Source organism: Bacillus benzoevorans, from assembly GCF_014207535.1.
Lineage (GTDB): Bacteria > Bacillota > Bacilli > Bacillales > Cytobacillaceae > Bacillus_BD > Bacillus_BD benzoevorans.
The window spans coordinates 23,857-36,542 of the sequence record NZ_JACHGK010000021.1; the positions used below are offsets into that span (position 1 = coordinate 23,857).

The following is a 12,686-nucleotide window of genomic DNA, read 5'->3' on the forward strand; positions in this document are numbered from 1 at the left end:
TTCGCAAGTGGTTTTTCATTTATTACATTAATTTCCTCCAAATGGATAGAATAGCAAATAGTGTCCATTTAGGAGGAATTATTATGAAAAAGGAATTTGGGCTAGTGCTTATAGCTTTATTTTTTCTGTCTCTAAATAATACATTTACTGCTGTGTATGCTTTAGATAAAGATGGAAAGGAAGTGGTATTAATCGAGGAAAAAGCTGATATTTCAGGTGATGGAAAAGAGGATACTATTTTCTTGAAAGGCATTCCGTATGAAGAAGGGGCTTCCTATTTAAAGGAAATATTTTTGCAAATTACAGGTTCAAATGGAAAATCCGAACGAGTTGAATTGGAAGGTGGATATGAACCAGGCGTCACCTTTGTTGATCTAAACCATGATGACATAGAGGATATGCTTATCAGCATTCCATCAGGCGGCAGCGGAGGGATGACGAATTACTCACTTTTTACGTATAAAGATTTTCAGTTAAAAGAAATAGCACCGCCGGATCCACTTACGATTACAAGTCAATTTCTTGATCAGTATCAAGCTAAGATTACCATTGAGAATACTGGACAATCATACAATTTTGATTTAAAAAGCCGAAAAAATGATTATGATCGATTAGGAATTTATCAAAACGGAAAGCTAAATGAACCAAGGGAACTAATGGTCGATCCCTACAGTACATTAAAACCGGTAAAAATAAACGATAATTCCTATGGATTAAAGGCCATTCAACAGATTAGCGGAGCCTACCATGCTGATGGAATCGCATTTATTGAATCTACTTGGAATTACGAAAACGGGAAATGGCTTCTTTTGGATACAAAGGTAATGGAAAGAAAACAAAGGGTGAAAAGATAAATAAATCATTCGAAGATCAGCATTAGAAGCTGATCTTCGAATGAGCATAAGAAAGTTAGTTAGATTGATTAAAATATAGCAGCAACAGAAGATAATAACTCGTTATGTAAACTAACGGATTAGAAGACAGGATTTGAACAGCTAAAGCATGTCAGATGATCTAATAAGTAATTAAGCAATAAACGAAATGGCGGTTTTGATATATACCTAATAAATAATTCTAATGAAAATACAAGATACTTAGGATGTTTTATTGTGAGGAATTTGAATTTCTAATCCAGCAATTCAAGTTTCAATTTGAATTGCTTAATTGGTATGAAAAATCTTTAGTTTGTCTCACTATTTCAAGTAATCTTTATCATTGAGACCGTTTGGCTCTCTTTAAATATAACTTCCTATAATAGTTATTATGTAAACTAAAAAATAGTTATCAAGTAATTGGTAATTCCCTTCTTTTTAAGGTGTAAATTGATCTAAATAAGGATTGCTGACAATAAAAAAGATTTATTCTTTTATAATTAATTAAATTCCCGACTTCATCTTTATATATCATTTCGGCTAAACGTAAAATATCATTTCGGTCTTTAACATTTATAATTCTTTTTTGAAACATTCCGGACTAAACCAAGTTCCAAAACAATATTTTATTATAAGATGCTGATCGATTCGCTGAATAACAATCCACCCTTTTTATTTCCATTTAGAGGAGTGACGTCAAGATGGTTACGATACAGTATTTTGAAAATAACTCATTATTTTTTAGTCAATTGGTCAAACATGTTCCTGCAGTTGATCATGATATTAAGATCAAAGGACGTAAGGCAAAAGTGATTCGATTGAATGAGATAAACGAAAATCTAGTACAGGTTCATGTTAATCTGGAAAAGAAAAATAAAAAAGTGCTTGTTACAAAAGAAGAATTAAAAAAGAAGAAAAAGTAACGTTCCTCTCAACTGCGCAATCAACTATGCTTGAAAAAGCAAGGAAAAATCAAATTGATTATCCTTGCTTTTTCATTTATGGTTAAGAAATAACATTAACAAGCAATTTGCTTGGTTTAGTTGCTTAACGAGATCGATCATTTGGTTATGAATAAAATTCGGACGAAGAATTTTTATTTTATAATGTGTAATCAGCACAATGTGCCATCTATTTGCGGATTTGGTTTTCAACCCTTGTGAAGCATACGAAACCTTGTTTATATTTTCTTTATATAAAATGTTCTTGTCCGCGGTCCATCGAACTCACAGAAATAGATGCCCTGCCATGTCCCTAGCAAAAGCTTGCCGTCCGTTACGATAACATGCTGGGATGGCCCAACCGCGCTTGCTTTTAAATGTGCAGCCGTATTCCCTTCCATATGACGGTCAAGCGGATGTTCCCAAGGAAAGACTTCATCCAGCCTCCGGAGAAAATCAATCTTCACATCAGGATCCGCGTTCTCATTTATCGTGATTCCTCCAGTAGTATGAGGGCAATAGATTATAACGGTCCCATCTTTTAATTCTGATTCATTAACAAAACTTCGCACATGTTCAGTAATATCAATCATTTGATCCCGCTGATTTGTCTTTAGCATGATTTTTTTCAACATGATATTTATTTCCCTTCTCTGTTTTGATATGGATCTATTATAACTAATGTCCGTATTTATGACATTCTGAATAAATATTAAAATAAAAATGTATATTGCAAATGAACTTGATTGTGTATAATCAAGGAATACATACCACGATACTACATAGGAGGATCTTACTTGATGAAAATTGCCTGGATCACGGATAGTACTTGTTTTATAGACCCGGAATTTGCAAACCAACATCATATCTTTGTAATACCGATGAATATCTCCTTTGAGCAGGAAACCTATCGCGACGGAGTGGATATTACCGAAGAAGAGTTTTATCAAAAACTAACTGCCTCCCCTAACCTGCCAAAATCATCACAGCCGGCACTTGGTGAGTTAGTATCCCTATATGAAGAGCTGAAAAAAGAATACGATTTGGGCATCGCTATTCATTTATCATCCGATTTAAGCGGAACGTGTAATTCGTCCAAGCATGCCGCTGATATCGCTGGCTTTCCCTTGGAATTAGTGGATTCAAGACTCATTTCGCTTCCTATGAAATATATGATCGAAAAGGGACAGGAAATGATCCGACAAGGAATGTCACCTGCTGATACAGCAGCCAAACTAAGAACGATGTATCAGGATAATCAGCTGTTTTTTATGACTGGTTCCTTAGAGCAACTGCATAAAGGCGGACGCGTTAGTGCCCTTCAGCTGCTAATGGGCAGCCTTCTGCAAATAAAACCGGTTTTCTCGTTTCAAGAAGGAAAAGCGGTCCCTTTTGAAAAGGTGCGTTCAAAGAAAAGAGCATTATCTTACATGATCTCCCTTTTGCAAAATGATTTAGAAAAAGGTGTTACTATTAAAAAAGTGTTTGTTTTATCTGGCAGTGCAGCAGAAGAATCATTGATACTTCAAGAACAAATTCGCTCCCTCACTCCGAATATCGAAATCGTTACCGGTCCGCTGGGCTCCGCTATAGGCGTTCATGTCGGTGCAGGGACTATTGCCATTTCATGGTTCAGAGAATAATAAAGAGACAGCCGCAGCTGTCTTTTTATTAAATGCTCGATAATCATTATATAAGTTTCGTTTACAACCTGTTATCGTTCAATAACTAATTCAGGAACCACTGTAATAGCATTTGATATATTCGCCCGATTTGGCGAGTAATCAATGACTTTTTGATGGATTTTCTCAAACTGTTCCCTTGTCCCGTTCCCTTTTACCCGTATCGTATATTTAACATCTTTAAACCCAATTGATGCTTTTGGGTCAACCTCTAAAAAGCCTCTTAAATTTAAACCAGCTTCAATATCAATTTCAAGCTTTTCAAGTGTAATTCCCATAATAGATGCACCAACAGAATAACCGACAATCATACATGCCCCCATGCCGCCCAGTAGATATTCCTGCGGAGTTGGGTAAGCATTTTCTCCTAACAACTGTTCTGGTTCATCCACCAAAAAGGAAAAATTTCTTTCTAAAGTTTGATTTCCTAACATAATCCCTTTTGATGTAACCTTTGATTTAGTACCGCCCTGCCACTCGAGATTTACTTTGTAGTCAATCATAGCGTTTTCGGGCTTCTCTTTTATCTCCTCAATATAATTCTGTAGAGCTGGCACATTAATATCATTGATATTTTTTTCCATAATAACAATCACCTCATTAACCTTTTCTTAACACTTCCTTTACGATTAAATTTTAACAACCTGTTTTATCTGTGTATGTAAGCTTCCTTACAAAAAAGGAAAAAATGTAAAAAGCAAACAAGAATTAAAGATATCGTTCTAATTTATCTTTCTTGATAGAGATTTGTTTACCATTTACCGCAATGACACCTTCCCGCTGCAGAGAGGATAAATTGCTAGTAACCGTTTCACGAGTTGAACCAATCATGGCCGCTAAATCATGGTGGCTCATATCTGAATGAAATTTGATTTCTTGATTACTATTTTGACCCGTCTGCTTTCCAACTTCTGATAAAAGCAAAAGTAAACGTTTACTGACAGAACTATAGGCAATGGCCTGCATCATCTGCTCCGTTTCTTTTATCCGTATGCTGAGCCCTTCTAACCTAGAACGGGTAAACTCGGGATAATGATATAATAATTCTTCATATTCCATTCTCGAAATCAAGATACATTGTGAATCGGTGATACTTTCAACATACGAATCTCTAATAGGACAGGAAAGAATATCTTCTTCACCTATAATCTCTCCTTCATTTAATCTCCTTGAAGCACATGGTTTTCCACAGTTTGTTAAGCGATAAGCTAAAAATTTACCTTTTTCTACAATATATACATAATCATTTGTCTCTCCTGGCTTATATAAAAAGCTCCCTTTATCATATTGTTTACGAAAACATTTCTTACCCAGTTCTAATAATTTCTTACTTGATAATCCATTAAGGCAGTTCAATCCACTCAGTCCATTCAATTTGCCATTCACCCTCACATGATTGGTGATTCCCTTCGTTTATTCCTCATACATCATCTTCCTTGTCATCCCACCGTCAACCACAAGATTAATACCGGTCACAAAATCATTTTCCTTTGCGGTTAAATATAAGCAGGCACGTGCGATATCTGAAGGCTTTCCTACCCGTTTGGAAAAATGTTGTTCATGGTCGATTCTTGTTAATTTTTCATAATCTCCCGTTTCAATCCAGCCGGGGGAAATGGCATTGACGGTGATATAATCGTCGCTCAATGAGGCGGCAAGGGCATGTGTCAGCGCAATAATTCCTCCTTTTGATGCGGCATAGGTCTCTGAATTGGGTTCAGACATGATCGCTCTTGTAGAAGCGATATTGACGATAGCCCCGCCATCCTTATTAGTACACATATATTTCGCCGCTTCTCGTGATCCCAAAAATACGCTGCGCAAATTTGTCTGAATGACATCATCCCACTCCTCTATGGTAATGTCATATAGAGATTTCCAAACGCCTTTACCTGCGTTATTAATCAGAATATCAATCTGACCATAGGTTTGCTCAGCTGTTTTCATTAAATGAACAATATCAGCCTCTTTTCTGACATCTACTGGAACAAATACAGTCTCTCCTCCTTGTGCTTGAATCATCGCTGCTGTTTGCTTCCCGGCTTTTTCATCTATATCTGCCAATACGACATGGGCCCCTTTTTCGGCATATAGCTCTGCAATTCCCTTGCCAATTCCATTCCCGGCACCTGTAATAACGACTGTTTTATTTAAAAATCCCATGATGGCACGTCCTTTCTAAATTTCTCTGTAATTAAAGACTTTGTGCAGCACGAAAATACTCATATACAATCATATTCTACCTAAATATCCCTTTACTAGTAAGTAATACTGCCAATAATATAAAAACTAGCCCAACCATTATTCGAGCCCATACATTAAAAAGAAAATAGCAGGAACACTATTAGTAATGTCAAATAATATTGGAAATAGGAGGTCAAGCCATGGTCAATAAGAAGTCAAACAATAACGAGCCTTCCATTGCACCCGGTATGGATGATAGCGAAGAACTTGAAAAAAATGCTTCCCAAGAAGAAATGAAAAAAGGTGAATTTACCAGCGTTACCACTTTATCCTTTGATGAAGTAGATCCTAGTTAATAAACAGCATATGCGTTTGTCAGCAGTAACTGTGGCATAATTTGAAAAGGGAAGCGATCACGATCGCTTCCCTTTTCATTTAGCATGATTACGTACGAAAGTGGTGTTCCATTTCCCTTTTACGAAGCTCGATTCGTCTGATTTTTCCTGAAGTGGTTTTTGGCAGTTCTGGCAGGAATTCTATTTTCCTTGGGTATTTGTAAGGGGCAGTTAAGCTTTTGACATGCTCCTGCAGTTGTTTTACAAGGAGAGGATTGTTATTATCCACACCGTCCTGCAGAACAATAAAAGCTTTAACAACACTGCCTCTAATTTCATCGGGACTTGCCACTACCGCACATTCTTTGACGGAAGAGTGTTTCACGAGTGCATCTTCCACTTCAAAAGGCCCGATGGTGTAGCCTGAACTGATGATAATATCGTCACCGCGCCCTTCAAACCAAAAATAGCCATCTTCATCCTTTTTCGCTTTATCACCTGTAATATAATAATTGCCCCGGAATTGCATCGCTGTCCGTTCTGGATCCTTATAGTAATGTTTAAACAGAGCCGGTGTTTCAATATGAACAGCAATGTCCCCTACTTCACCTGCCTGGCACGGCTCTCCAAATTCGTTGATAATCTCGACACTGTTTCCAGGGATCGGTTTGCCCATCGAGCCTGGTCTCAGCTCCATCCCCTTTGTAATTCCGACAAGCAGTGTATTTTCTGTTTGCCCATACCCGTCCCGGACATCCACGTGAAAGTACTTTTTAAAAGTATCGATCACATTTACATTTAACGGTTCTCCTGCCGAAACTGCGCTGCGGAGTTTTGCTAGTTTATATTCTTGAAGATTTTCCGCTTTTGCCATGAGACGATATTCAGTCGGTGTGCAGCACAGTACGTTTACATCGTATTTATCCAATAATTGCAAGTATTTTTGTTCTTCGAATTTCCCGTAATAAACCAAACCTGTTGCTCCAGAACCTAATACAGATAAAAAGGGGCTCCAAATCCATTTTTGCCATCCTGGACCTGCAGTTGCCCAAACAAGATCTTCTTCTTCAATACCTAACCAATTAGGGGCAGCGGCTCTTAAGTGGGCATAGGCCCAGCCGTGCGTATGTACAACACCTTTCGGATTCCCTGTTGTTCCTGATGTATAAGATAAGAAGGCCATGTCTTCATTGTCTGTATCAGCAAAAGGCAATACTTCGGAGGCTTTTGCTATTTGTGATTGCAAATCAATCCATCCTTCAACATGTTTTCCCACTACAAATTTAGTCAGTGAAGCGGCCGCGTTTATTTCATTAAATTGAGCGGCATATTGATCATAGCAGACAATGGCTTTGACCTCTCCGTGTAAAATTCGGTATTCTAAATCCTTCGATCGCAGCATTTCAGAACTTGGGATCACAACAAGTCCCGTTTTTAGTGCAGCTAGATACACTTGATAAGCCTCAATTACTCTTGGCAGCATAACAAGAATGACGTCCCCTTTTTGTAAACCATGTTCAAGAAATACGTTACCAATTTTATTCACATTTAAAAAGAGATCGTGATACGTCATTTGTTTTGTTTCCCCTTGTTCTGATTCCCAGATTAAAGCCAGTTTTACCGGGTCGGCGGCGAACCGCTCGATCTCTGACACTAAGTTATATTTTTGCGGCGCTAAAAGGTCTTCACGTTTCATAACATACTCCCTTCTTTTTATAAATGGCAAAAAAACTACATGGTTTCATATCATCCATCTGAAGTCGATCCATGGTATGTTCATTTTACTTATTTCTACATTTTATATAGTTTCCCTTTTTAATAATTCAAATATTCTGAAATTATTTTATGAATCTATAGAAATAAAAAAGGAGCTTTAGCCCCTTTTTTCACTTCATCGATTAATTGATGAATCTTGCCTGAATATCTGATAGTTCTACTTGAAAGTACACTTTATAAACTTCAAAATCTTCTTCAGTACTGTTAGAATGAGTGACATAGTCTCCTTTGTAGGTCTTACACTCCTCATCAAATAGAAAACATTCCTGCCCTTTTTCCGCTGATTCTAGCAAGCTCTGAATAAGATCAGGTTTCTTATACGTCTTTTCACGAAGTATTTCTTGGGTTTCTGCATTATACACTTGAAGTTTATACAATTAAAGCACCTCCCAAATGTTTTCATATATCAAGCATATACTAATTTGAAAGCGTTTTCTAAATGAAATATGTCCTTTTTAAGAACTTTTACACGGTAAACAATACAGCAGACAAAAAAGAGTGAAACTCCACAAAATTAACGGAGGTTCACTCTTTTTATATCATATCGATTCATAAAGTCCAAGAATAATCATCCGACAAATATCGAGACTTCACAGTGACTAATTTTTTTGAATAGTTACTTCTGGTGATGTCACCTGGTCGTAGAATTCTACAAATTTGTCGCGTTCGTCAGTTTTACGGTAAGCCATGGCAACGCGTGGATGTTCGTTCAGGATGCCGGAAATCATGTAAGGGATAATGTAGCCCCACTCCCAGTTTTCACGCATTTCAAGCATATGTTTTTCAATCACACCAAGGATAGGTTTCACTTCGTATTTAGGGTTTTGGATGTAACTGACAAGCAGTTCTGTATTACAGTTCCCTGCTGCACGACCCATACCATACACTGACGAATCTAAAAATGATACGCCGCTTCTTGCTGCCGTTAAAGTATTCGCAAATGCTAGCTGCAGGTTGTTATGAGTATGAATTCCCAGCTTTTTATCCGGCACCATGGCATGGAATTTTTTCACTTGATGCTCGATTTCCGCCGGATCCAAACTTCCGAAGGAATCTACGATGTAAACAACATCTACAGGACTTTTCCTCACTAATTCGAATGCTTCGATAAGCTGGTGTTCAGGAACATGAGATAAAGCCATAATGTTAAGAGTAGTTTCGTAGCCCAAGTCATGAAACATTTGTACTAGCTCTAAACCTTTATCTACTTCGCGGATGTAACACGCAACACGAATCATATCCAAAACGCTTTCTTCACGCGGTAAAATATCGTCCGGATCAACACGACCTATATCTACAAGAGCAGATAACTTTGTGGATTTTTTCACAGGGATAATTTCTTTTAAAAATTTATCATCAAGAAATCTCCAAGGATTAGGCTCCGTCGCATTTAGTAATTTCGGGGAATTCTTGTAGCCGATTTCCATATACTCAACGCCTGCAGCACTGAGGCTATTGTACAAATCTTGAACAAATTCGACACTAAAATCCCAATTGTTAACTAAGCCTCCATCACGTATTGTACAGTCTAATATATTGACACGATGCTCCATCTTTACATAATCCCCCTGTTATTATCACTTTTTTATCAAACCGAAATTTTTTGAAAATACTTTTAATCGTATTTCAATTTCTTACTGTGTTTATATCACTTAAAATCTAAGGTGTCAAATCGTTTTTTTAAAATTCTATTAATTTAAAAACGATATGAATACCTATATAACTATTATTAAAACAGTTTTTCTGAAAAAAGTAAAAAAATCTGCACCAATTTTGTGCAGAAAAAAGCAAACATTGTCGTAAAAATGTGGCTTTTATCAGAATCACGGTTTTTCTAGTAGGTCTTTCATCCATTTTTTTATATGTAGAGTTTGGATTCTTATTGGAAGAAGAAATTTTGTAAATGGTATTTCAAATCATCCCGATTCATCTTCGAATAAATTTTATTTTTTATGAAATCTATGGTTTTAATTGCCGTAAATATTTAGATAAATTGGTAAAAGGCTCCTTATTTTAATAAATATTGGCTGAATTATTACGAATTATGCAGGTATAATGTTACAATTCCTCCTTACTTGTAATATTGTCATGAAACTAAAAAGAACTGTAATTGAACTGTTCTGTAAATTGAATACAATATTATGATAGTGTTTAATACACAAAGTTGCAGGAGGTATTTATGAATAATAATAAGTATATGAAAACGATCATTGCAGCTTGTGTAGCTGCTTTTTCATTAATAGGAGTACAAAATCACACCGTAGATGCGATGACTTTATATCAAGTAGTAAAAGGAGATACTCTCTGGGAACTTGGACAGCAGTATGGATTATCCGCTGAGACGCTTAAACTAGCCAATAAACGACAAAATGATTTACTATTTATCGGAGAAGTATTACAGATTCCTGATAAATCGGAAGAATCAGCCGTACTCCCGGTAAATGCTACAGCATCAGCCGAAACAAATGCTCACAATCCGGCTGTTTCCATTTCAAATGAAGAGAAAGATTTATTAGCACGAATTGTTGAAGCTGAGGCTAAAGGTGAATCATATGAGGGGAAAGTGGCTGTTGCAACGGTTGTATTAAACCGAGTTGAGTCTCCTGAATTTCCAAATAGCATTACAGAGGTTATTTATCAAGTAGTGGGCAAAAGCTATGCATTTTCACCAGTACAAAATGGAGAAATTAACAAACCGGCTTCTGAAGAGTCCATTCGTGCGGCAGAAGAAGCATTAACAAGAACGAATCGCTTAAATGAGGCTGTCTTTTTCTATAATCCGGAAATAGCAACAGACAACTGGATTCTTTCTCGCACCATTGTAGAGACAATTGGAAATCATGTATTTGCAATATAATAGAAGAAAATATAGCCAGCCTGTAAACAGGAACCCTTTTAGGAGATGTTTACAGGCTTTTTTATGACCAATTAGTGAAAAGGCTGCAGCCATATATGGAACTGCAGCCTTTTGTTAAGAATAGTGACAATGACGATTACGATGATCGCAGCAAATAGATCAGGATAAACCTGACATTCCACCTTTCTAATAGTATTAAACGTTTGATATTGCAAAAATAACTAAACACAAAAAAGGAGCCTGTGACCAAAGGACATAGTTATCCCTTGGTGACAGACTCCTCCAAAAAGTTCGTACATCTATATTTAATTGTTTAAAGGTAAATTAACATAAATATTCAAAGAGATAAAGTATTTTGCCCTATCCTTTATTTACCATCATTCAAATGAGCACTTATTCATTTACCATGATCGATTGTTCGATCCTTTTCCATTCATCACTGTGACGCAAGCGGCAGTTTGTTTGAGTATGGTACGGATTCGTTAAAGTTGTCGTCAGTGTATTTGATGCCGCTGTATTTCAGGATTCCATTTTCAATTTTTAAGTCTGTAATTTGAACATCGCCTTCATATTGTGTAAGGGCAGTTTTTTCTTTCGTTTCCAAATTCACTCGGTATATATTTCCGCCTGTAGCAACTGTGCCATAGGCATATCCAATGATTACTAGTACATTTTCATTGTTTTCCCAGATGACTTTTTTCGGAGTTTGCTCGCCTTCAGTTGCGACTAATACATTTTGAGTGCCGTCTTCGAGATTCACGATATAAACATCTCCCGGCTCTTCCCATTCAATTGGAGATACGTAGGCCGCTTTTTTTCTATCAGGTGATTTCACAGGTTCAGAAGCGCTTCTCGCCGCTAAAACTTCTGTATTTCCATCTGCTTTGACTAATTGTACGGATTTTTCTTCGGTGTTATACTTTATATCGAAACCATCAGTTTCAGATGTTTCCGCTTTGTCTGCATTTTCTTCCTGCTGCTCAAGCTCTTCTTTTGCTTCAGTCTTATCAGCTGTTTCGGAATCTGATTTTACTTTTTCTTCCGTTTGTATTTCTTCGGACTTTTTATCCTCCGTCACTTCTGCCCCATTAGCACAAGCTCCAAGAACTAAAATGGCTGCCAGTAATATTAATAATATGTACTTCTTCATAATGTCCTCCAATCATTTTTATGTCCCATCGATCTTATCATAATTGCCTCTAATTGAAAAACCATATTTTAGTAATTAATTATTTTAGGAAAGTACAAATCTCCCCATTAAGATTCATAAACCGGTACTGAAATATAATTACACTCATACTCTTTTCCTCTTAACGAGAACTATCTTTTTACCTATAAAAAACAGCAAAAAAACAATCTATGCACTGTAAAATATGGAGTTAATAGATAATTTTTATTTTTGAAACGGAAATCTTTAACTATAACTAGAAATATAAATGAAAGTTTCATGCAATTTTTTCTTATATCGAAATACCTTATTGACAATTCCAATTATTTATAATAGTATGTTAAAAACATTAAATGAATCTTTTTTCGATTTTTGATTGGGAGTGTCAAAGGGGTAGTCCAAAAGTCTTTAGCACCAGGTTGTTAAAAATGTTGGACAATTGGTAGAAAAAGGGGGAAGTTTGATGAATACGGTTACACATTTAAACACGGACGATTATTTAGATTTATACTTGTTTGCAAAAAAAATGGGGGATAAAATCTGGCAGAATGAAATTGTAGTAAAGCTGCGTGATATTTTAAGCGGGCGTCCTGTAGAAATTGAAAGTCCCGACCTTGAAACCCTTTGGGAAAACTATAAAACGGTGAGCAGTGAAATTGTTGCGCTGTATCGAAAATTGCCAGAAAATTCTACGAATGAAAGACAAACGATAAAAGCAACGATCGTAAAACTAAAAAAGCAGCGCCGGGCAATCATCAAACAGATGGATTTGGCAAATGGCATGAATTATTATAGCAATTATTAATCATTCGCATACTAAAATAATACGAAAAAACCCAAGCTCAAAGAACTTGGGTTTTTTCAAATTTTC

14 protein-coding genes are annotated in these 12,686 nt (G+C 36.4%); 6 read left to right on the plus strand and 8 right to left on the minus strand.

What is annotated here, in order from left to right; translation table 11 throughout:
- Positions 1–83: 83 nt before the first annotated feature.
- Both HNR53_RS19805 and HNR53_RS19810 read left to right on the plus strand, forming a co-directional pair.
- Positions 84–854 (plus strand): hypothetical protein, encoded by a 771-nt coding sequence (locus tag HNR53_RS19805; protein ID WP_184529323.1) that lies wholly within the window; start codon positions 84–86, stop codon positions 852–854.
- Between the two features lie 719 nt (positions 855–1,573).
- Positions 1,574–1,795 (plus strand): hypothetical protein, encoded by a 222-nt coding sequence (locus tag HNR53_RS19810; protein WP_184529325.1) that lies wholly within the window; start codon positions 1,574–1,576, stop codon positions 1,793–1,795.
- 257 nt (positions 1,796–2,052) lie between these two features.
- On the opposite strand, the gene HNR53_RS19815 is transcribed toward HNR53_RS19810, so the two are convergent.
- A complete protein-coding gene (locus tag HNR53_RS19815; protein WP_184529328.1) occupies positions 2,053–2,448 on the minus strand; it encodes a secondary thiamine-phosphate synthase enzyme YjbQ in 396 nt (131 codons plus the stop codon).
- A 165-nt stretch (positions 2,449–2,613) separates the two neighbouring features.
- Between HNR53_RS19815 and HNR53_RS19820 the strand changes: the two genes are divergently transcribed.
- The gene (locus HNR53_RS19820) at positions 2,614–3,456 is read left to right on the plus strand and encodes a DegV family protein (protein ID WP_246439709.1); all 843 of its coding nucleotides are present in this window, start codon (positions 2,614–2,616) and stop codon (positions 3,454–3,456) included.
- Between the two features lie 71 nt (positions 3,457–3,527).
- Here the strand turns inward: HNR53_RS19820 and HNR53_RS19825 are convergent, their stop codons facing one another.
- The 3 genes from HNR53_RS19825 to HNR53_RS19835 all read right to left on the minus strand — a co-directional run bounded on the left by HNR53_RS19825 (position 3,528) and on the right by HNR53_RS19835 (position 5,658).
- Complete coding sequence (locus tag HNR53_RS19825; RefSeq protein ID WP_184529332.1) at positions 3,528–4,079, minus strand: OsmC family protein; 552 nt, start codon at positions 4,077–4,079, stop codon at positions 3,528–3,530.
- A gap of 124 nt (positions 4,080–4,203) precedes the next feature.
- A complete protein-coding gene (locus HNR53_RS19830) occupies positions 4,204–4,869 on the minus strand; it encodes a Crp/Fnr family transcriptional regulator (RefSeq protein ID WP_184529334.1) in 666 nt (221 codons plus the stop codon).
- Between the two features lie 39 nt (positions 4,870–4,908).
- Complete coding sequence (locus HNR53_RS19835; protein WP_184529336.1) at positions 4,909–5,658, minus strand: glucose 1-dehydrogenase; 750 nt, start codon at positions 5,656–5,658, stop codon at positions 4,909–4,911.
- Positions 5,659–5,879: 221 nt separating this feature from the next.
- Here HNR53_RS19835 and HNR53_RS19840 point away from each other — a divergent pair, with 221 nt between their 5' ends.
- Positions 5,880–6,035 (plus strand): hypothetical protein, encoded by a 156-nt coding sequence (locus HNR53_RS19840; RefSeq protein WP_184529338.1) that lies wholly within the window; start codon positions 5,880–5,882, stop codon positions 6,033–6,035.
- Between the two features lie 88 nt (positions 6,036–6,123).
- Here the strand turns inward: HNR53_RS19840 and mbcS are convergent, their stop codons facing one another.
- The 3 genes from mbcS to HNR53_RS19855 all read right to left on the minus strand — a co-directional run bounded on the left by mbcS (position 6,124) and on the right by HNR53_RS19855 (position 9,343).
- A complete protein-coding gene (gene mbcS, locus HNR53_RS19845; protein ID WP_184529340.1) occupies positions 6,124–7,710 on the minus strand; it encodes an acyl-CoA synthetase MbcS in 1,587 nt (528 codons plus the stop codon).
- A gap of 202 nt (positions 7,711–7,912) precedes the next feature.
- Positions 7,913–8,167 carry a hypothetical protein gene (locus HNR53_RS19850; RefSeq protein WP_184529342.1) on the minus strand — a complete coding sequence of 85 codons (255 nt, stop codon included), beginning with the start codon at positions 8,165–8,167 and terminating at the stop codon, positions 7,913–7,915.
- 222 nt (positions 8,168–8,389) lie between these two features.
- Positions 8,390–9,343 (minus strand): aldolase catalytic domain-containing protein, encoded by a 954-nt coding sequence (locus HNR53_RS19855; protein ID WP_184529344.1) that lies wholly within the window; start codon positions 9,341–9,343, stop codon positions 8,390–8,392.
- 626 nt (positions 9,344–9,969) lie between these two features.
- Here HNR53_RS19855 and HNR53_RS19860 point away from each other — a divergent pair.
- On the plus strand, positions 9,970–10,647 hold the full coding sequence (locus HNR53_RS19860) for a cell wall hydrolase (RefSeq protein ID WP_184529346.1): 678 nt from the start codon (positions 9,970–9,972) through the stop codon (positions 10,645–10,647).
- 436 nt (positions 10,648–11,083) lie between these two features.
- Here HNR53_RS19860 and HNR53_RS19865 read toward each other — a convergent pair whose 3' ends face one another.
- Positions 11,084–11,797, minus strand: coding sequence for a DUF4652 domain-containing protein (locus HNR53_RS19865; protein ID WP_184529348.1), 714 nt, complete (start codon positions 11,795–11,797; stop codon positions 11,084–11,086).
- Positions 11,798–12,278: 481 nt separating this feature from the next.
- Between HNR53_RS19865 and HNR53_RS19870 the strand changes: the two genes are divergently transcribed.
- Positions 12,279–12,620 carry a hypothetical protein gene (locus HNR53_RS19870; protein ID WP_184529350.1) on the plus strand — a complete coding sequence of 114 codons (342 nt, stop codon included), beginning with the start codon at positions 12,279–12,281 and terminating at the stop codon, positions 12,618–12,620.
- Positions 12,621–12,686 lie beyond the last annotated feature (66 nt).